Source organism: Parvimonas sp. KA00067 (assembly GCF_001553085.1).
Classification (GTDB): domain Bacteria; phylum Bacillota; class Clostridia; order Tissierellales; family Peptoniphilaceae; genus Parvimonas; species Parvimonas parva.
On record NZ_KQ960150.1, the window covers coordinates 82675 to 109359 of the forward strand.

General features: G+C 28.6%; 22 protein-coding genes, 3 tRNA genes and 1 pseudogene. 4 read left to right on the forward strand and 22 right to left on the reverse strand.

Translation table 11 applies throughout. The features are described from left to right. Positions 1-164 precede the first annotated feature (164 nt). Complete coding sequence (locus HMPREF3181_RS04950; RefSeq protein ID WP_068473869.1) at positions 165-1166, forward strand: asparaginase; 1002 nt, start codon at positions 165-167, stop codon at positions 1164-1166. Between the two features lie 75 nt (positions 1167-1241). On the opposite strand, the pseudogene HMPREF3181_RS04955 reads toward HMPREF3181_RS04950, so the two are convergent. The 6 genes and pseudogenes from HMPREF3181_RS04955 to HMPREF3181_RS04990 form a co-directional block, all read right to left on the reverse strand. Beyond that, positions 1242-2486 (reverse strand): annotated as a pseudogene (locus HMPREF3181_RS04955) (sodium-dependent transporter); the annotation flags it as partial. Positions 2487-2686: 200 nt separating this feature from the next. Next, a complete protein-coding gene (locus HMPREF3181_RS04965) occupies positions 2687-3982 on the reverse strand; it encodes a glycine/betaine/sarcosine/D-proline family reductase selenoprotein B (RefSeq protein WP_082713915.1) in 1296 nt (431 codons plus the stop codon). Positions 3983-3996: 14 nt separating this feature from the next. After that, a complete protein-coding gene (locus HMPREF3181_RS04970) occupies positions 3997-5283 on the reverse strand; it encodes a glycine/sarcosine/betaine reductase component B subunit (protein ID WP_068473876.1) in 1287 nt (428 codons plus the stop codon). A 14-nt stretch (positions 5284-5297) separates the two neighbouring features. Next, positions 5298-5675 (reverse strand): GrdX family protein, encoded by a 378-nt coding sequence (locus HMPREF3181_RS04975; RefSeq protein WP_068473879.1) that lies wholly within the window; start codon positions 5673-5675, stop codon positions 5298-5300. 626 nt (positions 5676-6301) lie between these two features. Continuing rightward, a complete protein-coding gene (locus HMPREF3181_RS04985; RefSeq protein WP_068473886.1) occupies positions 6302-6943 on the reverse strand; it encodes a GntR family transcriptional regulator in 642 nt (213 codons plus the stop codon). Between the two features lie 12 nt (positions 6944-6955). Beyond that, entirely contained in the window at positions 6956-8173 is a 1218-nt protein-coding gene (locus HMPREF3181_RS04990) for a hypothetical protein (protein ID WP_068473889.1), read from the reverse strand. A gap of 137 nt (positions 8174-8310) precedes the next feature. Here HMPREF3181_RS04990 and HMPREF3181_RS04995 point away from each other — a divergent pair, with 137 nt between their 5' ends. Next, a complete protein-coding gene (locus HMPREF3181_RS04995) occupies positions 8311-8700 on the forward strand; it encodes a hypothetical protein (protein ID WP_068473892.1) in 390 nt (129 codons plus the stop codon). Positions 8701-8860: 160 nt separating this feature from the next. On the opposite strand, the gene HMPREF3181_RS05000 is transcribed toward HMPREF3181_RS04995, so the two are convergent. The 4 genes from HMPREF3181_RS05000 to HMPREF3181_RS05015 all read right to left on the reverse strand — a co-directional run bounded on the left by HMPREF3181_RS05000 (position 8861) and on the right by HMPREF3181_RS05015 (position 11817). After that, positions 8861-9970, reverse strand: coding sequence for an FAD:protein FMN transferase (locus HMPREF3181_RS05000; RefSeq protein ID WP_068473895.1), 1110 nt, complete (start codon positions 9968-9970; stop codon positions 8861-8863). Between the two features lie 15 nt (positions 9971-9985). Then, a complete protein-coding gene (locus HMPREF3181_RS05005) occupies positions 9986-10858 on the reverse strand; it encodes a hypothetical protein (protein WP_068473898.1) in 873 nt (290 codons plus the stop codon). A gap of 16 nt (positions 10859-10874) precedes the next feature. After that, entirely contained in the window at positions 10875-11213 is a 339-nt protein-coding gene (locus HMPREF3181_RS05010; protein WP_068473901.1) for a type II toxin-antitoxin system PemK/MazF family toxin, read from the reverse strand. A 154-nt stretch (positions 11214-11367) separates the two neighbouring features. Continuing rightward, positions 11368-11817, reverse strand: coding sequence for a Dps family protein (locus HMPREF3181_RS05015; RefSeq protein WP_068473904.1), 450 nt, complete (start codon positions 11815-11817; stop codon positions 11368-11370). A gap of 319 nt (positions 11818-12136) precedes the next feature. Here HMPREF3181_RS05015 and HMPREF3181_RS05020 point away from each other — a divergent pair, with 319 nt between their 5' ends. Next, a complete protein-coding gene (locus HMPREF3181_RS05020) occupies positions 12137-14077 on the forward strand; it encodes an acyltransferase family protein (RefSeq protein WP_068473907.1) in 1941 nt (646 codons plus the stop codon). Positions 14078-14090: 13 nt separating this feature from the next. On the opposite strand, the gene HMPREF3181_RS05025 is transcribed toward HMPREF3181_RS05020, so the two are convergent. The 7 genes from HMPREF3181_RS05025 to HMPREF3181_RS05055 form a co-directional block, all read right to left on the reverse strand. Further along, positions 14091-14774 (reverse strand): aspartate/glutamate racemase family protein, encoded by a 684-nt coding sequence (locus HMPREF3181_RS05025; RefSeq protein ID WP_068473911.1) that lies wholly within the window; start codon positions 14772-14774, stop codon positions 14091-14093. Beyond that, positions 14774-15961 (reverse strand): carboxylate--amine ligase, encoded by a 1188-nt coding sequence (locus tag HMPREF3181_RS05030; protein WP_068473914.1) that lies wholly within the window; start codon positions 15959-15961, stop codon positions 14774-14776. The genes HMPREF3181_RS05025 and HMPREF3181_RS05030 overlap by 1 nt, the downstream gene beginning before the upstream one ends. A gap of 11 nt (positions 15962-15972) precedes the next feature. After that, positions 15973-17796 (reverse strand): asparagine synthase (glutamine-hydrolyzing), encoded by a 1824-nt coding sequence (gene asnB / locus HMPREF3181_RS05035; RefSeq protein WP_068473917.1) that lies wholly within the window; start codon positions 17794-17796, stop codon positions 15973-15975. A gap of 80 nt (positions 17797-17876) precedes the next feature. Beyond that, a complete protein-coding gene (locus tag HMPREF3181_RS05040; protein ID WP_068473920.1) occupies positions 17877-19412 on the reverse strand; it encodes a Mur ligase family protein in 1536 nt (511 codons plus the stop codon). A gap of 58 nt (positions 19413-19470) precedes the next feature. Further along, positions 19471-19544, reverse strand: a tRNA-Cys gene (locus HMPREF3181_RS05045). A gap of 9 nt (positions 19545-19553) precedes the next feature. Further along, positions 19554-19628, reverse strand: a tRNA-Gly gene (locus HMPREF3181_RS05050). A gap of 5 nt (positions 19629-19633) precedes the next feature. Continuing rightward, a tRNA-Phe gene (locus HMPREF3181_RS05055) sits at positions 19634-19709 on the reverse strand. Between the two features lie 522 nt (positions 19710-20231). Here HMPREF3181_RS05055 and guaB point away from each other — a divergent pair. Then, the gene (guaB, locus tag HMPREF3181_RS05060; RefSeq protein WP_068473923.1) at positions 20232-21695 is read left to right on the forward strand and encodes an IMP dehydrogenase; all 1464 of its coding nucleotides are present in this window, start codon (positions 20232-20234) and stop codon (positions 21693-21695) included. 56 nt (positions 21696-21751) lie between these two features. Here guaB and HMPREF3181_RS05065 read toward each other — a convergent pair whose 3' ends face one another. The 5 genes from HMPREF3181_RS05065 to HMPREF3181_RS05085 form a co-directional block, all read right to left on the reverse strand. Further along, the gene (locus tag HMPREF3181_RS05065; RefSeq protein ID WP_068473926.1) at positions 21752-22294 is read right to left on the reverse strand and encodes a TIGR01440 family protein; all 543 of its coding nucleotides are present in this window, start codon (positions 22292-22294) and stop codon (positions 21752-21754) included. Between the two features lie 11 nt (positions 22295-22305). After that, positions 22306-23637 (reverse strand): MATE family efflux transporter, encoded by a 1332-nt coding sequence (locus HMPREF3181_RS05070; protein WP_068473929.1) that lies wholly within the window; start codon positions 23635-23637, stop codon positions 22306-22308. Between the two features lie 14 nt (positions 23638-23651). Next, positions 23652-24668 carry a UDP-glucose 4-epimerase GalE gene (gene galE, locus HMPREF3181_RS05075; protein ID WP_068473933.1) on the reverse strand — a complete coding sequence of 339 codons (1017 nt, stop codon included), beginning with the start codon at positions 24666-24668 and terminating at the stop codon, positions 23652-23654. A gap of 9 nt (positions 24669-24677) precedes the next feature. Further along, on the reverse strand, positions 24678-25604 hold the full coding sequence (locus HMPREF3181_RS05080) for a bifunctional riboflavin kinase/FAD synthetase (protein ID WP_068473936.1): 927 nt from the start codon (positions 25602-25604) through the stop codon (positions 24678-24680). 235 nt (positions 25605-25839) lie between these two features. Continuing rightward, positions 25840-26676: an Mrp/NBP35 family ATP-binding protein gene (locus HMPREF3181_RS05085; protein WP_068473939.1), complete on the reverse strand. Its 837-nt coding sequence runs from the start codon at positions 26674-26676 to the stop codon at positions 25840-25842. Between the last annotated feature and the right edge of the window lie 9 nt (positions 26677-26685).

Consider the following 26685-nt stretch of genomic DNA (forward strand, 5'->3'; position numbering starts at 1 on the left):
CGTCATTTTGAGCAAAAAAGAACAGAAGTGAATTGCTGTCAATATAGTCCTACTCCTTTATCCACAAATTTTTTCACATTATACATTTAAGTAAAAACATTGTATTTTTTATATTTGTGGTTTATAATATAGCTGATAAAAAAATAAAAAAACAGGGGCTTGTTATGAAAAAAATTTTATTAATTTCAACCGGTGGAACAATCGCATCAATGCCAACTGATGAAGGTTTAACACCAAAAATCGACTCAAAAAAATTACTTGAATATTTAAACTTTACAACACTTGATTTTGAAGTTGAAACTATCAATTTATTAAATGTAGATTCAACTGATATGAGACCTGAACATTGGTTAAAGATAAAAGATGAAATAAAAAATAATTATGAAAAATATGACGGTTTTGTTATAACACATGGAACAGATACTATGGCTTATACAGGATCTGCCCTATCATATTTGATACAAAACAGTCAAAAGCCAATCGTATTGACCGGCGCACAAAAATCAATAGATATGCATATAACAGATGCAAAAAATAATCTGTTAAATAGTCTTTTATACGCATCAAAAAGCAAATCAAAAGGTGTAAGTATTGTTTTTGACGGAAAAGTAATTGCAGGAACCAGAGCAAGAAAAGAAAGAACAAAGAGCTTTGATGCATTCGCATCTGTAAACTTCCCCTTCTTAGCAATTATGCAAGATGAAAAGATTTACAGATATATAAACAATGAAGAAACAGAAAAAGAAGTAAAATTTTATGATTTTCTTAACACAAATGTATTTGTCTTAAAGCTAATACCTTCAATGACTGCAAAAATTTTACCTGAAATTTTTAAAAATTATGATGCAATAATAATTGAAAGTTTCGGTGTTGGTGGTATTCCAAAGACAATAGAAACCGAATTAAAAAAGTTAATTGTAGAGTATGACAACAAAAAGACTATCATAATGACAACACAAGTACCACAAGAAGGCTCCGACGTTGGTGTTTATGAGGTCGGAAAGAGAATAAGTTCAATCTCTTACCTTGAATCTCACAATATGACAACAGAGGCAACAGTTACAAAAATAATGTGGATACTTGGAAATTTTGAAAATAATTTTGAAACAGTAAAAAAACTATTCTACACAAAAATAAATAACGATATGATTTTTAACGAAATGTAAAAAGCAAAAGAACTCAAAGTAAACTTTGAGTTCTTTTTTCATAAATTTTATAGGTGAGTTGTGTATATTAAATAATTAAAATATTCCAAGTCCTGTAATAAATATTATGATTAATGCTACTGGTAATATATAAGCTATCGGTTTAAAGAATGCAGGAACTTTAATTCCATTTGCTCCGGCATTAACTTCTTCTCTGAAGTTATCAAATTTCCAAACGAATAATACATAAAGTATTAATGAGATTGCTCCAAGTGGCATCATAATATTTCCTGATAAGTAATCTGCAAAGTCAAATAAGTTCTTTCCTATAATCTTAACTCCACTCATTACATTTAATCCAAATATTGTAAATAATCCAACTACGAAGATAGATGCTAAAGCATAAACTGCGCCTTTTGCTCTTGATAGTTTTAACATATCTGAGAATGAAGAACTGATTGGTTCTAAGTATCCTAATGCACTTGATAATGCTGCGAAGAACATTAACAAGAAGAACATAAATCCAAATATTTGTCCAAATGGCATATGCATAAATACATTTGACATTGTAACGAATAATAAGTTTGAACCTGAGTCAGGTTTTAATCCTAATGCAAATACTGCAGGGAATGTTGCAAAACCAGCTATTAATGCAGCTAATGTATCAAAACCAACTACCATTAAACCATCTTCCGGAATGTTAGAGTCTTTTCTTAAATATGAACCATATACGAAAGCTCCACCACTTGCTATACCAACTGAGAAGAAACATTGTCCTAGTGCAGTAAGGAATGTTTGAGGTGTTACTTTTGAGAAGTCAACATTCAAATACCATTTGATACCTTCACCTGCTCCAGGTAAAGTTATTGACCTTATAACTACTATGATTAACATTATGAATAATGCCGGCATCATAAATTTACAAGCTTTTTCAAGTCCTGAGTTTAAGTTCTTAGCAGCAATTACTCCAATTATAATTGTACAAATTAATGTCCAAATTATAAGTTGTGTAGGATTTGCCATTAATGAATCAAAAGTAGCTGAGAATTCTTTTGCTGTAAACCCTTTCATACTTCCTGATAACATCTTAAACATATACGCCATTATCCAACCCATTATATTGATATAATAAGTTAATATGAAGAATGCACTTAAAACTCCTAACCAACCAAAACTTACCCATGGGCTACCTTTTTTAGTTAATTTTCTCATACCAACAATTGGACTTGCCATTGCTTTTCTACCTAATGTAACTTCCATATAGAATAGAGGAATACCTATAACTATACAGATTGCCAAATAAATCAATACAAATGCTCCACCACCGTTAGTTCCAACTAGATACGGAAATCTCTAAACGTTTCCTAACCCAATTGAAAATCCGGCCGCAGCCATTATGTAACCAAATCTACTATTCCAACTACTTCTATTTTCTTCCATAAATTTGTCCTCCTATCAAATTTTAGGTTATTCCACTTGCAAATTTGCAAGTGGAATATTAATTTTTTTCAAATTATACAAAAAGCAATGTAAATTATTTTTTAAAAAAATGTTGCATCTTGTATATCAGTTGCTAAAGAGTCAACTGCTCTTTCAACTAAATCTCTTCTAACTGCATATTCTTTGTCTTTTTCTAAAGCTGCATTACCTACCGGGTAAGGAATTGCAACTGTCGGTACGATTCTGTTAGCTCCAACAGATTTTGAAATTGTAACTATTGTAGCCATATGAACGATTGGAATGCCATATCTTTCAATTTCTTTTACTATCGTTGCACCGCAACGTGTACAAGTACCTCAAGTAGAAGTTAAGATAACACCGTCAACTCCAGCTTCTTTTAATTCTTTACCAATTTCAACACCGAATTTTATAGAATTACCAACAGCTGTTCCTGTTCCTGTTGTAGTATAGAAATATTTATAAACTTTTCCAATCTTTCCTTCTTTTTCCATTTCTTTAAGAATATCCACAGGAGCAACTCTATCAGGCATTTCATTTGCATAAACAGGGTCATATCCACCATGGATTGTACAATAATCTTTTCCTAATTCACTTAATCCTGAAACATCATATTTGCCCCATTTTTGTGCAGATGCTGATTGAATCTTATCAGGGTTTCCTAATGGAACAATACCACCTGATGTAACAACTGCGATAGTTGCTTTTGATAAGTCAGCTATTGCCTTTGCAGGTTCAACTTTATCGAAAACCGGCATTGGAAGTTCTGTTTCAAATTCTTCTCCGTTTAATCTCTTCATCAACATTTCAGTTGCTCTAATAGCGCCTGTTTTTTCAGAGATAACAGTAAGTCTTTTACCTTGAGCAAAATATCCGTCAACTAAAGGTTTAACTACTTCGCCATTTAATAATTTTAAAGTTAATTTAGCCATAACAGGTAGAGCTTTACCCATAGCACTTGCTACATTGCTTGTAGGAACAACATAAGCTATTGATTTACAAGCATCAAGTCCAGGATTTTCTTCAAACATTCCTGTAACAACCGGAATATTATATTTTTCAGTTACAAATTTTGCAACTCCGGCACAAGCCATACCATATCTACCGGCATTGAAAGCGGGTCCTGCTACAACAATATCCGGTTGAACTTTTTCCATAACTTCTTCTATAAATTTCAAAGAGCTTTCTAAATTTTCATTGAAATAGTTATCTCCACAAATAACAGTTCCAACTACTTTTGCATCTTCTCCTAAACTTCTTTCAAAACCCATTGCAGGTCCAACTGCTTTTTCTTCAAAAGTTGGAGCTACATGAGCCATTTCTTCACCACCAATTTGTCCAAAGAATTGGTTTATATAATATAAAACTTTTTTACTCAAAACTCTCACCTCTCTTAGTATAATTCAACAGTTGCGTTGTGATAACCTATTTCAGAAGTTGCTCCTATAACGGCATTTAATTCACAATCAAGAGTTCCAGTTTCCGGATTATATGCTCCGTCCCAACCGCCGGCTAAATTAGCGATAGCTTCTGAATCTCCTAAAACTTTATCAGCTTTTTCTAAATGAACAACATGGCTTACATTACCTGTTGAAATAACTGCTACTGATTCTTTAGATGTGTCTGTTAATGGTTGACTCATTCCGTCCCAACCTGAACATTCATCTGTTACAAGAACAGTTTTGATACCTTGTTTTTCAAGTCTAGTACAAATCATTACTAAATCTGAATCCGGATTTCCGTAACCTTCTTCACTAACTATTACACCATTAGCTCCCAGTAATTTACAAAGTTTAGCAGTGTAATCACAGCATCTGAATTTTCCAGCTAAAGTTGTAAGTTCCGGAGTTAATACAACTCCTACAAAGTTAATGTCTTTTCCATGTCTGCTATATAAATCTAAGATACAAGCATTGTTTTGATGTTGATAAGTAGTAATCTTATCACAAGCGGCTACACAGTTACCACTTATTACCGCTCCGTCTAATTCTTCATTTGGATGAATTAATGTAGGAAGAGTTTGTCTTGTACAAGTTCCATAAATATATCCATCATGAAGTAATCCTTGTGAAATCATCATTTCAACATAAACAACTTTTGGTAAATTTGGATATTTTTTAGTTTCTTCGTCATTATCTCCGATATTATATTCAACAGTTTCATCAATTGTAGCATTTCTTCCTGCTTCTCCAATCAATTCACTTGCTTTAAGTCCAACAAGTCTAACAACTTCTTCATGTTCATGTGGATGTAATCCGTCAACAACCTTAATGTCAATTACGATATTATATGTCTTTGAAAATGGAGTCCATTTTGCTCCTTCTCCCCACATATCAATAACACCTTCTTGGAAACCAACTATATCTCCAATAGTAACAACTGCTGCACCATAAAGCACATTAACAATTCCTTCTCCTAGTTGAGCAACATCAGTTGTAACTCCTGCAAATCCTTTAGCTCCTTGAATCTTTACCCTTGGTTCAATAACGTCCTTTACAGGTATAATTCTTGCTTTTTCACCGGGTTTTGCAAAATCAATATCAATATCCTTAACTCCCGGTTCCTTCTTTAATTCATTAACGATTTCCTCTTTGTTAATAAATAAAGTATGATTTTCAACTTTAGTTTCTTCACCAAAGGCTAAATCTTTAATGAAGATTCTGTTCATTTGAAGTTTCAAAATACCACCTCCACTTATATTTCTAACTTGCTAAGTGCTTTATATTCTTCCAATGCACTTTCCACAAGCATTAAATCGACAAATTCATAATCTTTAACATTTTTGAAATCAATGTTCCGGTTTTTCATAGTAAGATTATATTTGTCAATTGCTTCTTCAATGATTAATACGCTATTTTCATCAAAATTATTTTCATCTTCAATAACAATGCTACGAATTGATGAAAAAACCATTCTGATACTAGCTGGCAAAGGATGACTTATCAAAGAACATCCTTTATGTATTAAGTCCCTTGTAGTAGTTAAAACATCTATATAACTTCCTTCAACAAACTCAACACAATCAAATTTTTCTTTTACCAAAGAATTATTAGATACAATTTTTAAACTCAAATAAATCACTTCCTTTGTTAATTGTATTATAATATATTATTTTTTGTTTTTCAAAAGTATTTTATAAGTTTTTTATTATTTGAAAATGTTTTTTATTGTAAAATTATTAAAAAACTATTAATTTTAAACATTTAAAAAAATATAAAATTTTTTTATGAAAACATACATTTTCACAACAAAAAATTTCAAAAATGAAACAATTATTTTAAAATTTTTTAAGATAAATTTATTATTTATTTTTTTAGCAATTAAATTTATTAATGTTAAAAACTATTTATTTGTTCACGATAAAATACTAAAAAAATATTTTGATATAAATTTAAAAATAGTTTATAATAAATATGAGATGATTATATGCTTTATATAATATTTTTATTACTATTAATAGATATTTTTTGCATTGGAATAGTTTTTAAAAAAACTAAGGATTTAAACTTTCTTTTAACCTTTGCTATTGAATTTACAATAATGTTCATAATTTTTTATTCTTTAGACAATTTAAGTTTAATAAAATCTTTAGCATGGAGTTTAGGTTTTGTTCCATTTGTGGTAATTGCATCTTTACTATGGTTTAAACATAATAACAACAAAAAAAAGTGATTAGCTAGTCTAATCACTTTTACATTTTACAATAATGCTGATTTTATTTTTTCTACAAAGTCCTCAATATGTTCTCTTGCATACTTTTCAGCCATTTCTTCATCTTTCTTTTCAAAAGCCTCTACAATTTTTTTGAAAGTTCTTGTAAAGATTTCCATATCACTAAAATATATATCACAATAATGCCATAATCTTTCTGTTTGACAATGTAAATCTGTTAATATATCTATAAGCCAAGTATTAGCACAAGATTTAGTAACTATTTTATGAAATTCTTCGTCAAGCAAAATTGCCTCTTGATAATTTTTAGTTGTATCATAAGTTTCTAATGTTGAAACAATTTCTTTTAATCTCTTTATATTTTCATCTGTCAATTTTGAAACTGCAAGTTTTGTCGCTAATGGATCTAAAACTTTAGTAACTTCAAAAAGTGATTTTATATTTAAAAAGTTTAGTGTCGCAACCTGTACCCCATATCTTGGAACAATATCCACCAACTTTATGGCCTCTAATTGTTGAAATACAGTTCTTATCGGCGTTCTGCTAACACCAAATTCTTCTGAAAGTTCAATTTCATTTAAAATCTTTCCGGGTTCATATTCCAAAGTTACTATACGTTCTTTTAATATGTTAAAAATTTCTTCTTTAGTTTTTCCTTTTTCCTTCATAAAAAATCTCTCCTACATTAGCTCAGTCATATGTTTTATTATATCCATAGATTCTGTGCCTAAAACAGAAATTTCATACATTTTATTTCTTTTTACATCAATAATTTGACAATTTGTTTCTTCACAATTCATATCATTTTGATTTTCGATAGAAACATATCCATATTCATCGTCCATATTTTCAAATCCCATAAAAAATTTATTTTTATTAGCAGTATCTGAAATTAAAATTTTAAAATCTTTTGAACTATTTTCAGATAAATGTTTTTCGTCAAATTCAAAGTTTTTAAAGTTTTCATATTCACTTAAAAATATCGCATTATCAGTTGTTAAATATCCTTTAACCTTACTATTGTATTCAAACCAACTTGGTATTCTCAAGTTAAAATCTAAATTTTTTAAGAATTTATCGTAAAAATGGTATCCTACTTCATATCTAACTTTTCTGTATGCAAAGTTTGATGATGAGAATTTATCAACACCTAAGTATTTATATATCTCTCTTGAATATTTTTGTGGCAGATGTATTTGTACATTATTTTCAATCAAATTATCGAACATAAACATAACCATAGACAATCTTTCATCAAAATCATCAACCAATGTCAAATCTTTTAAATTATTCCAAACATGGTATAATAAATAATTTTCATTTGAATAAGCATCTTCAACTTTTTCATTAAACAAGAACAATCTTTCGCAAACAGCATCTGTTCCCTCTTCATTTAACTTTTCAAACTCAAAAAGAGAAATCACTCCTGTATATGCACAAATATAATCTTCTGTTGTTATCGGAAAAGTTTTTTGATTATCCATAAGTATTGACCTTGCTCTAATATCATCTTTATTATTCAAGATAAATTCTACTCTTTCTTTCATCCAAGTAGTAAATAATACTTTAAGTTTTTCAAAATCATTATCCTTATAAAAACCTGTATCATCTTTAATTTCAAATTTGCAACCTAAAAATGCAAAAAATTCATTTAGAAAATCAACAACTAGACAATGATAACCTGCTCCATAATAGCAAGTTTCCGTTCTCATCTCTATTTCTTCATCAATTTTAAAATTTAAAGAAAGATAAGGTAAAATTTCAAAATTTAAAACTATTGCTCCATCACTCTCTTCTAATGAATATCCATAATTATCGTCCTCTGCAAATTCATCAACTTTTTCTAAAAATCCATCTATATCATATTGAAATTTAACACTTATTCCAAAATTTTCCATAAAACACCTCTGTATATTTAATCACATTTGTAACTTATTTTATCATAAATTTCAAACAATATCAAACTGTTAAATAGAGTTATTTTTGTGGTATAATCTATTTAGTATAAAAATATTTTATAAAAGAGGGGGCTGTTATGAAAGAAAAATTTTTAAACTTTATGAAAGACAGATATGGTGGAGATATTTTAAACCGAATAATTTTATATTTTGCAATAGGTTTTTCTATTGCTAATCTATTTAAAAGAAGTGATATTTTTACAATTATTTCTATTTTGCTAATTGCTATTGTATTTTTTAGAGCATTTTCAAAAAATAAAAGAAAAAGAGCAATGGAGCAACTAAAATTTTTCAATTTAATTTCTCCAATATATTCAAAACTTTTAAAGTTCGCATCAAAAGATAGAAAAAATTACATATATTTCAAATGTAAAAATTGCAAACAAGAACTAAGAATCCCAAGAGGAAAAGGAAAGATAAAAGTTACTTGTCCACATTGCAAGCACGAAGAAATTAGAAAAAGCTAGGAAAAACCTAGCTTTTTTATACAACTAAAATAAAGTACAAAAACAATGATATGATTAAATAAAGTACCCAAAATTAAATGTCAAATTTTTTCTTTGGAAATTCATCAAGTTCTTGTAAAAATATGTCTTTAATTAAATTTACAAAAAATTTTTTCATAATCTATTTATTTGTAGCACCTTTACTTTGCAATAATTTTTCCATATTTTTAGTATAATGAACACTTCCGTCTGCAAGTATCCAAAAAGCCTCTGTACCTTCAACTTTTTCTAAAAGTTTTTTTCCTTCTTCAACGTCCATTAAAAATAAACTTGTTGAAATAAAATCGGCAAGTCCTGAGTCTTTGCATAGAATTGTAACACTTTTAATTTTATCTTTAGGATAACCTGTTTGTGGGTCAATAATATGATTATAAGCCTTATCATCTACAAAATAAAATCTTTGGTAATCTCCACTTGTTACGGCACAAGTTTCATCTGTAAAAATAACTTCTTGAATTTCAACCTTTTTTGAATCAAAAGTAGGTGCTTGAATACCGATTCCCCATTTATTTTTGTCTTTTTCTAAAGGACTACCGATAGCTTTTACATTTCCTCCAGCTGAAATTATTGCACTTTTAAGTCCCATTTCTTTTAGTTTATTCATAACTTTTTCAACAGAATATCCCTTTGCAATAGCTCCAACATCAAGTCGCATATCTTTATCTTTTAGAAAAACAGTACTTTTTTCTTTATCAATTACAATATTATCAATATTTGTATGTTTCAATCCCTCTTTTATCTTATTTGCATCAGGTAATTTACCTTTAAGATTAACAGCCAAGTCCTTTTCTGCTCTCCAAAGAGTTGTTACACTCCCAAGTCCGATATTAGTTTTATTAGACAACTTCTTATAGTTCTCAATAGAAAATTCCAAAAGCTCTATGATTTCCTTATCCACCTTTACAGATTCTTTTCCTGCATTATCATTAATCGTCTTTATATTATTTTCATTCGCATTTTCAAAAGAATTATAAAGGTTATGATATCTTTTCATATCCTCTTCTAAAAATTTGAAATATTTATTAAATTCTTTTTCACTCGCACAATATGCACTAAAAGCTATATCCGTATCAAAAACTCCAAAAAATCCCTTTGAAAACTTTTTAAAACTTGCACTTTCATTTTCCTTAACTTCTTTTTTAGTTGTTACCTTTTCAGTATTCTTCGAACAAGCACTAAAAACTAAACAACATAATAACAAAACTATAATACTTTTATTAAATTTCTTCATCTTCCCACAACTTTACTAAAAATTTTTATGTCTTAAATACCAAATAGGATATATACTTGAAAATCCGTCATAAACATCGTTAATCTCTTTTATTTTCTCTGTTATATATTCGTCATCGACATTCTTGTTTTCTACAAAAATATCATATAAATTTTCAATTATAGTATATACTCCTAAAAGTTTAAAAAATGCTCTTGGAACATTATTGTCAAAATATCCATTAACAACACCTGTCAATAAACTGGAATTATTTTCGTGATATAAATTCATATTTCTAAATTCAAAATATGAATCTGACCTTAAAATTTTGTACTCCTCGATTATTTGAAACTTGCCGTCTTTTGAAATTTTTATATCCTCAAGCCCATTAATTCCGATAATGGTTGTACAAGTTCTCTCCTTCAAACAATATCTGTTTCTTTCAAGAAAATCAAAAAGAACATATTCTAAATTTCCCCTGTACTTTCCAAGTCCGTACTTATGCAAAAATTTATTTATTCTATAATTATAATGCTTATTCCACCTACCACAATCCGCTCCTTGAAAGCTCTTGTGGTATTCAAAAATAAATCTTCCTATTTCAAAACCAATCTTATAAGCGTCATCATCACTTAAACTATTTTTTTCATCAACAACAAAAGGAATAATTCTATAACAAAACTTATCGTCCAAAATCCCAATATCCTCATAAGAAATATTGGAAAAATTATTTGATAAATTATTTAAACAATCAAAAATTTTATTTATCTTGGAAAATTTTCCATAAGGAAATAAATTCAAAATAAACTTTTCTTTTTCGTTTTCTAAAAAAAATTCCTTGTCATTTATTTTTTCTACTCTTAAATTTTTATTCTTTATAAATTCTATATTTTTAACTAATTCAAGCATAATTTCCCTCTATGTATTAAACTCCAACAGACTTTATAAGAGCCTCATTAACTTTTTTCATAAAGAACTCATCAGTAAAACCGACTTTTTCTCTAAGCCTTTTTTTATCTATCGTTCTTATTTGCTCCAATAACACCACAGAATTTTTAGGAAGTCCAAATTCTGCTGAAACTTCAACATGAGTAGGAAGTTTCACTTTATTCATCTGAGAAGTTATAGCTGCAATAATAACAGTTGGACTATATTTGTTTCCAACATCATTTTGCACGACCAAAACAGGCCTTACTCCCCCTTGTTCTGAACCAACAACGGGACTTAAATCAGCATAAAAAATATCGCCTCTTTTTACCTTCATATATTTTTTCTTTTAGCAAAAACTAAAAGCACTCCCTCTTAAATAATCTTATTTAATTATTATATAGTTTTATGGAAAATAAATCAATACTTAATAATTATTATTGAAAAAAATCACAAAAAAAAAAGCACCCTTTCGGGTGCTAAAAATATTTTTATTTATTATGGCAACAAGGTTTTGATGCTCTGAAGAACCAAATATTTTTTTGTAATTCGCCAATATGTCCTTCTAGCATTCCAACGATTACGAAATCTCCAGCTTCATCAGCTTCTTCTCTGATTTTAGTAGCTTCTTCTTTAAGAGAAACTAAATCATTCATAACTATTTCATTTACTTCGTCAACTGTTACTTTCTTTGATTCTAATTCCTTAATTGTAGCAATTTCAAGATATTCTTTTAATGATGCACAAGGGAATCCACCTCTCATTTTGATTGATTCAGCAACTTCATCATACCATTCAAAGAATGTATCATATAATCCTTCTGTGAATGTATGTGTTTGATAGAAGTTTCTTCCTTCTACATTCCAATGTAAGTTATGCAATTTTGTAGTCATAACTGCGATGTTTGATAAATAAACATTTAAACTTTTAAAATCTTTCATTTTTTTATTCCTCCTAAGTGTATTATCATTTACAATAATTATATACCCATTTTTTAAAAAAAATAAAGTTTTTTTTCAAATTTTTTCAAAAAAATTTTTTTATATTTGTGGTAAGTATTTTAGCAAAAAAACTATTTCAAATCACATATTTGGTGTGCTTTTTAAAATTTTTTATGAATTTATTTCTTAAATGGAAAATGATAATTTTATCAAGCAATAATTATCTTAAAAACGGCTAAATTGTAACATTTTTGTAATTGCTTTTATTTTTTTTTCTGTTATAATTTCTAATAGACAAATTTATTAAGGAATGAAGAAAATGAAAAATTTTAACATAGATAATAATAAAAAAAATTTCACTAAAAAAAGAAATTTACAAAATGGTGAAATTAAAAAGACAAATTTAAAAAGCGATGAAAATTTATCTAAAAACAAAGAAGAAAAATTAATACAAAATCCAAATTATATAAAAAGTTTTGACGGACTTCGTGCAATCGCCGTAGTTTTAGTAATGCTTTATCATATAATTCCACATAAAATTGCCGGTGGGTATCTCGGCGTTGTAATCTTTCTAGTTTTAAGTGGATATTTAGTAACCGATAATTTTTTAAAAGAAATGGACGAACATATTCATCTGGATATTTTAAACTTTTGGAAAAAAAGAATTATAAAACTATATACTCCTTTGTTACCGATGCTTAGCATAGTAAGTTTATTAGTATTATGTTTCTTTAATGATATGCTAAATGGATATGTTGGAAATTTATTCAGCTCACTTTTTGGAATAAACAACATTTACCAAATAATACATGGCTTATCTTATTTTGAATCACATGGAAATCCAAATCCATTTACTCATCTTTGGTCTTTGGGTCTTGAAGTGCAATTCTATTTAATATGGCCAATCTTGATTTCAACACTTTATGGAACTTTAAAATTAAAAAGAAAAAATATAGCTATTATAACTTTTATTCTATCTATACTATCTGCTCTAACAATGTATTTACTATATAGTCCAAATACAGATGTTTCAAGAATCTACTATGGAATAGACACTAGAGCATTCAGTTTTTTAATAGGCTCATTGTTTGGCTGTTTATATCCAAGAAAAAAAGTACAAAATTTAGAATTTTCAAAAGTAAGAAATATCGGTATAAATATTTTTTCTGTAATGCTATTTTCTTTTATAATTTATATTTCAATAATACTGGATGCAAAATTAGATATAGTTTATAAATTCGGTATGTATTTTTACTCATTACTTATTGGTCTGTTTTTAGTTTTTATACTTTTAAAAGACAATATAATGAATAAACTTTTAAGTTTAACTCCTTTTACAGTAGTTGGAAGAAGAAGTTATAGCCTTTATTTGTGGCAATACCCTATAACTATATTTATAGGAGATTTTCTAAAGTGGAGTAAAATTTCTGTTATATATTTAGTTGTTATTGAATTTATATTTTCAATTATTTTCGCAGAAATAAGTTATAGAGTTTTCGAAGGTAAAAAGAATTATTTAAGGTATATAAATAAAAAATGTGAAGAAGATATAACAAATAAAAATCTTTTTGCATCTGTTGGCATTTTAGCGATTTTTATAATATTTTCTACTTCCATTTTATCTCTTTCACAAAAATCAAATGATATTGATGAGTTAAAGAATAAACTTGAAAATATACAAAAAAATAATGAAGAAAAAGAAAATTATTTAGAAATTCCTGACAAAAAAGTTGTAAGAGAAGTAGCTAAAGATAAAGAAGAAAATAAAGTAGATATTTCAAAAGAAAGTATTACATTTATCGGAGATAGTGTAATGTTATCATCTGCCGATAAAATGAAGGAAGAGTTTAAAAATTCTGTTATAGATGCAAAGGTTAGTAGGCAAGCTTGGGATTTACCAAAAGTTTTAGAAGATTTAAATAAAAAGAATAATATAAAAGATATTGTTGTAATCCACTTAGGAACTAATTACAAAATAGACAAAGAAAAGTTTAAAGAATATTTAAAATCTTTAGAAAAAAGACAAATCTTTTTAATTAACTGCGTTGTTCCTGAACCTTGGGAAGAACAAGTAAATATAACGATAAAAGAAATTTCAGATGAAATGGAAAATGTTAAAATGATAGACTGGTATTCTGTTGCTAAAAACAAAAAAGAAATTTTTTACAAAGATGCTACTCACCCGAATGAAAAAGGCGCAAAAGAATACACAGAATTATTAAAAACAGAATTAAGTAAACACATAAAAAAAGGAGCGTAATGCTCCTTTTAAATTACTTTTTTACACTCGCTCCACTTAGTTCAATGCTTTTATTCACAAGAACATTAAGCGCATCAATTGTATTTATTTTTTTATCAATATCTAAAAGACTTAGTTCAGTACAAGCTATTATTCCAATAGTCTCATCATCACAATATCTATTTAAAATTTCAATAAAATCTGTATTTTCTAAATTATTTGTTTCTTTGATATTATAGATTATATCCATAACGGAATTTTTATCTTCCAAAGAAATTTCTTTAACTTCAACTCCATATTTATCGGCATACTTTTCATATACTTTTGAATTTAGTGTCCCAAGTGTTCCAAATACAGCTATTTTTTTTATTCCTCTATCTTTTATTTCTAAAATAGTTTCTTCAATCATATTTATGATTTTTAAATTTGTAAAATTTTTAAATTCATCATAAAAGTAATGACTTGTATTGCAAGGAATAGCAACTGTATTAACTCCAATTTTTTCAAGAGTTTCAAAATCTTTTCTTATTGCATCTAAAAATTCAGTTTTTCTATTTTCAATAATACATTTTGTCCTGTCAGGCATAGTTGAATGATTTAATACAATCAAATTAATATGTTCGTTATCCTTATGTGCATCTGTATTTAAAACTATTTTTTCATAAAAATTAACAGTTGCTAAAGGTCCCATACCTCCAATAACACCCAGTTTATACACTATTTCCTCCTAAATATTTTTCTAAAAACTTTTCCTAATAGAATTTTATTAAAGAAAAACCAAGGTTTCAAATCATAAATAGCAAAAATTGCAGGAGCCCATTTACTTGAAAATGAAATCTTTAAAGATTTTAAAATTCCAACTTGTTTAGTTTTCTTATAACGCCAAATTGCAACCATATCTTCAAAGCCGTAAATAAAAGCATAGTTTGTATCATAGTCGATATATTTACAATCACTTTCTTTTAAATTTCCGGTTAAATCAAGATATGCAATGTAAGGCGTATTTATTCCAATTTTATAAATCAAATTATTAAAATTAGTAGTCCTTGCGTTTATTTCTATCAGATAGATTTCTCCCGTTTTTTCGTGTCTTTTAAATTCTATTTCTCCAAAACCTCTATAACCGATTTTTTCTAAAAAAGGCTTTGAAATATCAATTAATTTTTGATTGTACTTTTGAATCGTAAAACAAGATGCTCCAAAGTTTATCGGCCATTGTCTTTGTTTTTGAGCAGTCATATAATGAGTAGTTTTTCCATTTTTATCAATATAACAATCATAAGTCAACATACAATCATCAAAACCCGGAACAATTTCTTGAATAAAAATTTCTATATCATTGTCTTTCGCTTTTTTTATTCCGTTTTCCATTTCTTCAACATTATTACAGATAAAAACTTTATTTCTAAAGACCTTAGTAAACTTTACAGTATCAACAGGCTTGATGATACAAGGAAATCCAACTTCATTTTTTACTTTTTCAACTAATTTTTCATCATTTGCATTAATTGTAGTAGGAATTTTTACTCCGTTTTCTTTGGCAATATCGTATAAAATCCACTTATCCATCAACTTAGTATTAAGACCCCTAACTTGACTAATCAAATAATATTTTTCAAGCTCATCATAATATTTATCTATAAACTCTACATATTTATCATGTGATGGCAATATAACCGGTTTTTCATCTTGCTTTTTACCATATTCAATTAAATCTAAAAAAGTTTGTTCGTCATTCTTATTCAAATCATAAACTTTAAGAAATTCACAAATATATTTTGACTTCGCACCATAAGTTTCAAAATCATAATCGCAAGCAACAACATGAACTCCCTCACGACCCAAACATCTTATCATACTAAGTCCTATATAATAATTACAGCCTAAAACAACCGCTTTATTCATAACTCTACCTCTTAATTAAAATATTGTTCATACCATTTTAAAAATGTATAAATTGTATAAACCTTACGTCCATTATTTTCTACATTATTAAAGTGATTGTCAATAAGTGTATTTATCTTTTCAACATCAAAAAATTCACCGACAAATTCTTTATTGAAAACTTCTTTAACTATATTATAATATTTTTCTTCTTTAATCCAATTTACAAAAGGAACTAAGAAACCTGCTTTTCTTCTCTTCGCCCAATCCTCCGGCAATTTGTTTTTAGCAGCCTTTCTAAAAGCATATTTTGTAGTTGTTCCGTTTACCTTATGTTTTACAGGAATTGACCTTGCAAGTTCCCACATTTTTTTATCCAAAAGTGGAACTCTAAGCTCGATAGAATTTGCCATAGTCATTTTGTCTGCCTTTAGCAAAATATCATCAATTATCCACATATTCATATCAAGATACAATCTTTTTGAAACATCGTCCATATCCTTAACTTTATCATAATATTTTTTAGTTAAATCTCTTGAAGTTTCAGAATTTTTATACTTTTCTTTCAAAATTGAATTGGCTTGTTCATCAGACATTATATCAGCTTGTCCAATATATCTGTCTTCAACCTTTTGTCCATATTTCATAATTATAGTTTTACCACTAAAATGTTTTTTGTCTTTGAATTTTTTGTATAATTTACTTCTTAAACAAAATGGTAATTTTTTATAAATTCTTTGTGGAAGTGCCTCTTCATATTCATTATATCCTGCAAATAATTCATCAGCGCCTTCTCCGGATAAAACTACCTTTACCTGTTCTCTTGCAAGTTTTGATAAAAAGTATAGTGGAACAGATGAAAGATTTGCATGTGGTTCATCTGAATAATATTGAACTTTATTTATTCCTTCAAAAAATTCGTCCGGAGTAATTATTTTTGAATAATTTTCTATTCCAAGACTATCAGAAAGCTCCTTTGCATAAACAGTTTCGTCAAATCCTTTGTTGTCAAAGCCGACAGAGAAAGTCTTATTTGGCATCGCAGTCGCAACTACATAACTTGAGTCAACACCTCCTGAAAGGAAAGAACCAACTTCAACATCACTAATCTTATGGTATCTAACTGACTCTTCAACTTCTTTTTCAATCTTACTTACAGCCTCATCAAAAGTCATTTCCTTATAGTCAAGACTTATATTGTAATAACTTTTTATTTCCAACTTTCCATTTTCAAAGATATAATAATGTCCGGGTCTAAGTTTCTTTACCCCTTTGAAAAAAGTTTCCTCTAAAGGATTGTATTGAAAAACAAGATAATGTTTAAGAGCTTTTTCGTTTACTTCTTTTTTGAATTTTGGATATTTCAAAAATGATTTTACTTCAGAGCCAAAAACAAAATCTCCGTCTATCATTGTGTAATAATATGGTTTAATTCCAAAGTGGTCTCTTGCTCCAAAAAGTTTTTCTTTTTTGCTATCCCAGATAGTAAAAGCAAACATACCTCTTAGTTTAGCTAAAATACCTTCTTCGCCATATTCTTCATAACCATGCAAAATTACTTCTGTATCCGTATTTGTTTTAAATTTATATCCTTTTTCTAATAAATCAGCTTTAATTTCTTGGTAGTTGTAAATTTCTCCATTAAAAATTATAGCAATATCATCAGTTTCATTTAAAATTGGTTGAGATCCCTCATTTAAATCTATTATACTAAGTCTTCTAAAACCAAAATTAATTCCTTTATCAAAATAATAGCCATCACTGTCAGGTCCACGATGAACTATCTGACTATTCATTTCTTTTATTATATTTTCGTCTTTTATATCTTTACTATAAAATCCTACAAATCCACACATATTTTCTCCTTAAGAATAATTCAAAATTTCTTTTTTACTGTAAATTTTATTGTAACATATTATATCTCATTTTACAAATTTTAAACAATTCTATCCTTTAATGGAAATAAAATTTCCTCTCTATCATAAGAGCTGTTTTTTTCCAAAATATAGTTAAGTCCAATTCTACCTGCCTTATCCATTCCTTGACAACCTGCAAACATAACAACATCGTCTTTTTGTGCAAGGTCAATAACAGTTTCAACAGCCTCTTTTAAAGTATCAAACAAATGAACCTTTATATTGTTTTCGTTCATAATTTTTAAAAATATATCTCTTTCTTCGTTAGAAACTTCATCTTTCCAAGTAACCGTATCTTTACTTAAAGTTGCATATATTTCTTTTAATTTTAATTTATCATTCCATTCGATAATTTTTAAAGCATTTTCTTCGTTAAGTTCAACTCCACGATTTCCTCTTATTGCGTATAAAAATTTTATATCGTTATACTTCATTTTACAAAGTGTTTCAAGAGTTACATCGATATTAACTTCATTTGCAAAATGGTCATCAATTATTTTAAAATCTTTTTCAAAAATAATTTCAAATCTTCTTTCAACGCCTCTAAATTTTTTCAAAGCACTTTGAATTGTTGGAATACTTATTCCGTCCAAAAGAGCAATTCCTATCGCCACCATTGAATTCATAACAGAACTAAAACCAGCTGTATTTAATTCAATATAAAATTCACCTTTTTTCAAAATTCCGTTTTTAGTTTCAATATCTCTATTTATGATAAAATCAAATTTACCACGACCAGTTGATAAGTCTAGATTTTTCATTGAAAAATTTTCTTCTAAACTATCCAATGATAAAGAAAAAACTTTAGCCTTAGTTTTTGAGGCTAATTCTTTTATCTCCAAATTATCAAAATTCAAAAGAGCTATTTGATGCTCCTTAGCCTCAGTTATCAACTTGGACTTTTCTCTTTTATATGCCTCATAGCTACCATGTTGCTCCATATGTTCTTTACTTAAATTATGGAAACTTACAATATTATAATCAACATCCTTTGCTCTATCCAACTCTAAAGCTGCAGAAGAAACTTCCATAATTACCTTATCAGCATTTTTTTCTCTAAAAATACTCAAATACTTTTGTAAATCTAAACTTTCAGGAGTTGTTAAATAAGACGGAATCATAAAATCATCAATTTTTACAAAAACCGTTCCAATAATTCCAACCTTAAGTCCTGCCTCTTCATAAATATTTTTAAGCATAAAACTTGTTGTAGTCTTACCATTTGTAGCAGTAATTCCAATAACATCTAAATCTTTACTCGGCTTACCATAATAATTATGAGAAATTTTTGAAAGAGCGGACCTTGAATTTTTAACTCTAATTTGAATTATATCTGTATCAACAAAGTCCTCAACTATACAAGCATAACAGCCTTTTTCCTTAGCTGAATCTATATAGATATGTCCATCTGTTTTATATCCTTTTATCGCTACAAAAATATCATTTCCTGAAATATTTTTTGAATTATATTCTATTTTTTCAATTTCTTTTTCAATATCTAAATTACCTTTTACTTCTAAAATTTCTAAATCTTCTAAAAGAGTTTTTAATTTCATAACATACTCCTTTCAAAACAAAAAACTAAATAACAAAAAAAGGTCTCATAAGAGACCTTGGAGGCGACATCCAGATTTGAACTGGAGATGAAGGTGTTGCAGACCTCTGCCTTACCACTTGGCTATGTCGCCAAATTGAAATGGAGCGGAAGACGAGATTCGAACTCGCGACCCTCGCCTTGGCAAGGCGATGCTCTACCACTGAGCCACTCCCGCATATTTGGTGCCCAGAGGCGGAATCGAACCACCGACACGAGGATTTTCAGTCCTCTGCTCTACCGACTGAGCTATCTGGGCATATAAATTATTCTTTTTTTTTGATACGTTCACTTTTTACATAATTTTTATTTTTACCTTTGATAGCTCATTCTCTCGTGCTTCGCACTAAACTAAGGCATTGCCTAAAAACAACTTCGTTGTTTTTGCCACTTCCTTATACCGACTTTTTGCTATCTGGGCATATAATATTCAATTTTTTCTTTGATAATATTGAAATATAAATCAATAAAAAACAAAATAATCTTAACTCATAAGTACCTTGATATTATACAATATTAATATAACATTGTCAAGTATTTTTCTAAAAATATTGTTGCTATTAATTAATCTCAAATTGCTGTAAATTTAAAATTTTGAACAAAAATAAAATTTTTTTAAAATTTTTTTTATTTTTTGCCGTTTTTTAATTGATTTTTTTTTTTATTGTTGTATAATATATGTTAATATATTTTTTGATAAATTTTAATTTGATTGCTTTTTAAATTTTTCAAAAAAATAATTAGGACAAAAAATAATTTTATCAGGAGGAGAAAAAATAATATGTGGGAAACAAAATTCCAAAAAGAAGGCTTAACATTTGATGATGTACTTTTAATTCCAGCAAGAAGTGAAGTTTTACCAAAGGACGTTGATTTATCTTCACAACTTACTAAAAAAATCAAATTAAATATTCCGGTTGTTTCTGCTGCAATGGATACTGTAACAGAACACAAAATGGCAATAGCAATGGCAAGAGAAGGTGGTCTTGGGGTAATACATAAAAATATGCCTATTGAACAACAAGCTGAAGAAGTTAGAAAAGTTAAACGTTCAGAAAGCGGTGTTATAAATGACCCATTCTTCTTAACTCCGGAACATAAAGTTCAAGAGGCTGAGGACTTAATGAGAAGATATAGAATTTCAGGTGTCCCTATTGTAAATTCTTTAGAAGAAAAAAAATTAGTTGGAATTTTGACTAATAGAGATTTAAGATTTTTAGAAGATTATTCAGTAAAGATTGATACTGTAATGACAAAAGAAAATCTTGTAACAGCTCCTTCAAATACTACTTTAAATGAGGCTGCTCAAATTTTAAGAAATCACAAAATCGAAAAGTTACCTCTTGTAAATGACAAGGGAATTTTAACTGGATTAATAACTATTAAAGATATTGAAAAAGTTGTTAAATATCCAAACTCTGCAAAAGATGCTCAAGGAAGATTACTTGTAGCTGCATCAGTTGGAACAGGTGCTGATACTTTTGAAAGATTAGAGGCTCTTGTAAACGCTGGAGTTGATGCTGTGGTTATCGATACTGCTCATGGTCATTCAATGGGAGTTGTTAAAAAAGTTAAAGAAATCAAAGAAAAATATCCTGAACTTGATATTATCGCAGGTAATGTTGTAACAGCTGATGCAACTAGAACTCTTTTTGAGGCAGGTGCAGATGTTGTTAAAGTTGGTGTAGGTCCAGGTTCAATCTGTACAACAAGAGTTGTTGCAGGAGTTGGTGTTCCTCAAATTACAGCTGTATATGATTGTGCAACTGTTGCTAGAGAAATGGGAAAAACAATCATCGCTGATGGTGGATTAAAATATTCAGGAGATGTTGTTAAAGCACTTGCTGCAGGTGGAAATGTTGTAATGTTAGGTTCAATGCTTGCAGGTACTGACGAATCACCAGGAGAATTTGAAATTTTCCAAGGAAGAAGATTCAAAACTTATAGAGGTATGGGTTCTCTTGCCGCAATGGAAAAAGGTTCAAAAGATAGATACTTCCAAGAAGATGGCAAAAAACTTGTTCCAGAAGGAATTGAAGGAAGAACTCCTTACAAAGGAACATTAGCAGATGCAATTTACCAAATCGTTGGTGGAATTAGAGCAGGTATGGGATATACAGGAGCAAAAGACTTAGAAACTTTAAGAGAAACTGCTCAATTTGTTAGAATGACAGGTGCTGGTCTTATAGAATCTCACCCACATGATGTTCAAATAACAAAAGAAGCTCCAAACTATTCTAAATAGTTATATAGAAAAAGGCTATTCGTTTTAAAGCGAATAGCCTTTATTTTTTTTAATTATTATTGATATACCGCTCTACTTCCACCAATTAATTTTGGCCTTGAAGTCAATGCCGTTAAATGAGCATTCCCTATTTCTTTTATTGATAATCTTACCGGTACTTGAACAAATTTTACATGCATACCAATGGAAGTGTCGCCTATGTCAAGTCCTGCTTTCGCAACTATTTTTTCTACAACTACCGGATTTTTAAATAATTCATAAGCTGAGGTTGCGACTCCACCACCCGCATTTTTTTGTGGTACAACATTTACTATTTCAAAATTATTTTTTCTTGCAACACATTTTTCAACAACCAACGCTCTGTTCAAATGCTCACAACATTGAACTGCAAAATTCACATTTATTTTATCCAATTTTTCTTTTATAGTTTCAACAATCAGTTTGCCAACCTCAATATCTGTATCTTTTCCAATATGTTTTCCTTTTACTTCACTTGTACTGCAACCCAAAACAAAAATATCGCCCTCTTCAAACTTTGCCTTTTCAATAAGCTCGTCCATACAAATTTGTAAATCTTCTTTAATTTTCATTAAGTCCATAAGAAACCTCCTTAAACCTCTATCTTCCTTAGAGTTCTAAAAAGCAATATAAAACCCGTTACAGCTGAAATAGCATCAACTATTGGATAACTAATCCATGCTCCTAAAACTCCAAATTCACCTACCATAATTATAACTATTGGAATATATAAAAGTGTTTCTCTATAAATCGATAATAAAAAATTGTATCTTTCCTTACCGATAGATTGGAAAAAGTATATACAAATATAATAAAAACTAAGAAGTGGAAAAACTAAGATAACATATTTAAAACTTTTAGTAGCTATCTCTAAAAGCCTTTCATCTTTTAAAAATAAATTTATAACAAATTTTACATTGTAAATCATAAATATCCAGATTATCGTAGATAGAGAAAAAACTAATACAAAACCTGTTTTTATAATTTTTTTCATTTTAAAAAAGTTTTTTGCTCCATAATTATAAGAAATTAATGGTTGAATTGAACTACTCACTCCAATCATAGCCACAAACATAAACATAGATACCTTTGTAACTACGCCAACTAAAATAATTGCATCATTTCCACCAACCGGTAAAAGCAAATGATTAAGCACACTAATCAAAATCGCATCCGAAAACTCTATTATGAATGAAGAAAAACCTATTGCTAAAATATTGCAAGAAATTTTTATATCAAATCTCGGGATCAAACTAAAACCATTTTCTCTTTGCAATTTTTTTACATAGAAAAATGCAAATACAAAAGAAATAATTTGACTAAAAACGGTAGCAATTGCTGCACCCTCAACGCCCATATTAAAATGTTTAACTAAAACAAAGTCGATTACTATATTTATAAAAGCTCCGATGCTTGAAGAAAACAACATAACTTTCATCTTTCCATAAGCAATATTCATATAACCAAAGACTGTTGTAAATGCTAAAAAAACATTCCCAAACATAACTATTCTTAAATATCCAACTGAATGTATGAGTATTTCATCTCTTGCTCCTAAAAACATACAAATATCCTTAATAAACAAAAGAGAGATTGTTGTAACTAAAAAAATTATAATCAAAGTTAGTCCTGTTACAGCCGTTGTATATTTAGTTATTTCTTTTGAACGCTTTTCTCCAAGCCTTCTTGATATTAAATTTGAAACTCCAATTCCAAGACAAATTGAAATTGCAATAACGAGTCTTTGCAAAGGAAAAACAACGCTCAAAGCGCCTATCGAATTTGCTCCAACATATTTTCCAACGAAAAAAGTATCGACCATATTGTATAGCTCTGCAATCAAAATACTCAAAATTCCTGGAATTGCAAAATGCAAAAGCGCTTTAATAATATTATTTTCAGAATAAACACTCTTGGTGTCCATCGTTATAAACCTCCTTAATCCTCATATCCATTTGGATTATTTAATTGCCATCTCCAACTGTCTTCACACATTTCTCTTATTCCATATTTAGCTTCCCAACCAAGTTCTTCCTTTGCCTTAGTAGAATCAGCAAAACATTCTGCAATATCTCCGCTTCTTCTCGGAGTAACTACATATTTTATCTTTTTCCCTGTAACTTCTTCAAAATTTTTAATCATATCAAAAACACTATAACCTTCACCTGTTCCAAGATTATAAATTCTAACAGCTTTACTGTCTTCAAATTTTTTAATTGCTTTTATATGACCTAATGCTAAATCCAAAACATGAATATAATCCCTTACACCTGTTCCATCTTTTGTTTCATAGTCATCTCCAAAAACTCTAACATAGTCTAATTTACCAACTGCAACTTGAGTTATATATGGAACTAAATTATTAGGAATTCCATTAGGATTTTCACCTATTCTACCGCTCTTATGAGCTCCAATCGGATTAAAATATCTAAGAAGAACAATATTCCAATCATTATCGGAAATATACAAATCCGTAAAAATTTCTTCTGAAAATAATTTTGTTCTTCCGTAAGGATTTGTAACAGAAAGTGAAAAATCTTCTTTTATAGGAACAGACTTCGGCTTTCCATAAACAGTAGCAGAAGAGCTGAAAATTAAATTTTTTACATTAAATTCTCTCATAACTTCTATAAGTTTTATGCTTCCGTTAATATTATTATCATAATATTCTATAGGTTTTTCAACTGATTCTCCAACAGCCTTAAGTCCTGCAAAATGTATTACCCCATAAATATCATTTTCTGAAAAAATCTTTCTAAGTATTTCTTTATCTCTAATATCACCTTTGTAGAATTTGAATTTTTTGCCACTAAGCTCTTCAATTCTTCTTAAAACTTTTTCGCTTGAGTTGTAAAAATTATCAATTATTACTACATCATATCCTTCATTTAAAAGTTCTATACAAGTATGAGAGCCAATATATCCGGCTCCTCCTGTAACTAAAATTTGTTTCATATTTATCTCCTATTTTATATTTTTAATCAATTCTCTACATATAATTTCATCTTTTTTTAATTGTTCTATCAGTTCATCAACTGAATTGAACTTAATATTATCTCTTAATCTTTTTAAAAAGCAAAGCTCAATATCTTTTCCGTAAATATCTTCATCAAAATCAAAAATATGTGATTCTATTGTAGATTTTTTATTATCAAAAGTTGGATTGTAACCAATACTTGAAAAGCTATAAAGTTCTTTTTCATCAACTATCGTCTTTGTAAAATAAACTCCCTCTTTTGGAATAACATAATTAAAAGAAATATCCAAATTTGCAGTAGGAAAACCTAGATTTCTCCCTCTTTGAAAACCAGAAACAACTTTACCCTTTATAGAATAAAAATTACCAAGCAAATCTTTTACAAGTTCAACATTTCCATTTCTTATGTATTCAATAATTTTTGTACTACTAATTTCCATATTATCTAAACTTATCTTATCAACAATAGTACAAGATAAATTTTTATTATTCATATATGATTTAATAAAATCAGTATTTCCCCCACGATTTTTTGCAAATCTATAATCACTTCCAACAACGATATGTTTTACATTTAAGTTTTCAGTTAAAAACTCCAAAAATTCTAATGGAGTTAAATTTTTAATCTTTTCAGAAAACTCAATGCTAAAAACATAATCTATATTAAAACTTTCAAGCCTTTTTAATTTATCATAAAAGGACATTATCCTACTTGAACTCTGATTAAAAATAAAATCCTTAGTATGGCTTTCAAAAAGAAAAACAACAGTCTTATATCCCTTTTTAATCTTTATATTATTTAATTCAGAAATCAAACTTTGATGACCGATATGAAAACCATCAAAATTTCCCAGAGCTACAACAATATTATCAAATTTAAAATCACTTTCCAAATTCAATTTAAAATGCTCCATAAAAACCCCTTTTTCATTTAATCTTTAAAGTAATTATACCAAAAAAAAGAGTAAATTTCAATTTTGATACTAAACACTAATTAAAATTACTAAAGTTAAATAAAGTACCTGCTTGAAGACCTCTCCAAGCACTACGTTTTGTCGAGGTGACGTTTTAGGTGCTTTTTAAAATATTTAGTCAGTATTTATTAGTTATTGAACCTAAAAAAGTGTGTCCGTTAAGAACACACTTTATCTATAATTTTTCTATTGCATCTAATATATCTGTTAAGCAATCTGTATCTAATTTTTCGGCTTCCCCTTCATCAACCATTTCAGGTATTTTTTTATCAAGTGGAATTTTTGCAACATTTGTAAGTCCAAATTTTCTTGATATGTAAGGTAAGTCGCTTTCTCCAAATATATTTAATTCTTCGTTACAACAAGGACATTTAAAGTAACTCATATTTTCAACAATTCCTATAATTGGAATATTCATCATTCTTGCCATTTTAACTGCCTTTTCCACAATCATAGAAACCAAATCTTGTGGTGAGGTTACAATTATAATTCCATCAACAGGTAGTGATTGGAAAACTGTTAGTGGCACATCACCTGTTCCTGGTGGCATATCAACGAACATATAATCTACATTTTCCCAAACAACATCTGTCCAAAATTGTTTTATTACTCCTGCGATAACAGGTCCTCTCCAGATAACAGGGTCTGTTTCTTTTTCAAGTAATAAATTTATACTCATTATTTTAATTCCATTTTCAGTTGTTGAAGGAATGATTCCTCTTTCATCTATTCTAGCTTTTTTGTCAATCCCAAAAGATTTTGGTATTGATGGTCCAGTAATATCGGCATCTAAAATACCAACTTCTTTTCCTCTTTTCATCATTCCACTCGCAAGCATAGAAGTGATTAAAGATTTTCCAACTCCACCTTTACCACTAATTACACCTATAACTTTTTTTATGTCGCTAAATTGATTTTGTTCAACCAACAAGCTTTCAAATTCTTCTGATACCCCACAGCTTGATGCACTTGAGCAACCAGAACAACCACCTGAACTACAACCACTACTCATATTGTTCCT

Coding starts and splice junctions, on each gene's coding strand:
- HMPREF3181_RS04950 (WP_068473869.1), top strand. CDS start 165: ATGAAAAAAATTTTATTAATTTCAACCGGTGGAACAATCGCATCAATG.
- HMPREF3181_RS04985 (WP_068473886.1), bottom strand. CDS start 6,943: ATGAAGGAAAAAGGAAAAACTAAAGAAGAAATTTTTAACATATTAAAA.
- HMPREF3181_RS04990 (WP_068473889.1), bottom strand. CDS start 8,173: ATGGAAAATTTTGGAATAAGTGTTAAATTTCAATATGATATAGATGGA.
- HMPREF3181_RS04995 (WP_068473892.1), top strand. CDS start 8,311: ATGAAAGAAAAATTTTTAAACTTTATGAAAGACAGATATGGTGGAGAT.
- HMPREF3181_RS05000 (WP_068473895.1), bottom strand. CDS start 9,970: ATGAAGAAATTTAATAAAAGTATTATAGTTTTGTTATTATGTTGTTTA.
- HMPREF3181_RS05005 (WP_068473898.1), bottom strand. CDS start 10,858: ATGCTTGAATTAGTTAAAAATATAGAATTTATAAAGAATAAAAATTTA.
- HMPREF3181_RS05010 (WP_068473901.1), bottom strand. CDS start 11,213: ATGAAGGTAAAAAGAGGCGATATTTTTTATGCTGATTTAAGTCCCGTT.
- HMPREF3181_RS05015 (WP_068473904.1), bottom strand. CDS start 11,817: ATGAAAGATTTTAAAAGTTTAAATGTTTATTTATCAAACATCGCAGTT.
- HMPREF3181_RS05020 (WP_068473907.1), top strand. CDS start 12,137: ATGAAAAATTTTAACATAGATAATAATAAAAAAAATTTCACTAAAAAA.
- HMPREF3181_RS05030 (WP_068473914.1), bottom strand. CDS start 15,961: ATGAATAAAGCGGTTGTTTTAGGCTGTAATTATTATATAGGACTTAGT.
- asnB (WP_068473917.1), bottom strand. CDS start 17,796: ATGTGTGGATTTGTAGGATTTTATAGTAAAGATATAAAAGACGAAAAT.
- HMPREF3181_RS05040 (WP_068473920.1), bottom strand. CDS start 19,412: ATGAAATTAAAAACTCTTTTAGAAGATTTAGAAATTTTAGAAGTAAAA.
- guaB (WP_068473923.1), top strand. CDS start 20,232: ATGTGGGAAACAAAATTCCAAAAAGAAGGCTTAACATTTGATGATGTA.
- HMPREF3181_RS05065 (WP_068473926.1), bottom strand. CDS start 22,294: ATGGACTTAATGAAAATTAAAGAAGATTTACAAATTTGTATGGACGAG.
- HMPREF3181_RS05070 (WP_068473929.1), bottom strand. CDS start 23,637: ATGGACACCAAGAGTGTTTATTCTGAAAATAATATTATTAAAGCGCTT.
- galE (WP_068473933.1), bottom strand. CDS start 24,668: ATGAAACAAATTTTAGTTACAGGAGGAGCCGGATATATTGGCTCTCAT.
- HMPREF3181_RS05080 (WP_068473936.1), bottom strand. CDS start 25,604: ATGGAGCATTTTAAATTGAATTTGGAAAGTGATTTTAAATTTGATAAT.
- HMPREF3181_RS05085 (WP_068473939.1), bottom strand. CDS start 26,676: ATGAGTAGTGGTTGTAGTTCAGGTGGTTGTTCTGGTTGCTCAAGTGCA.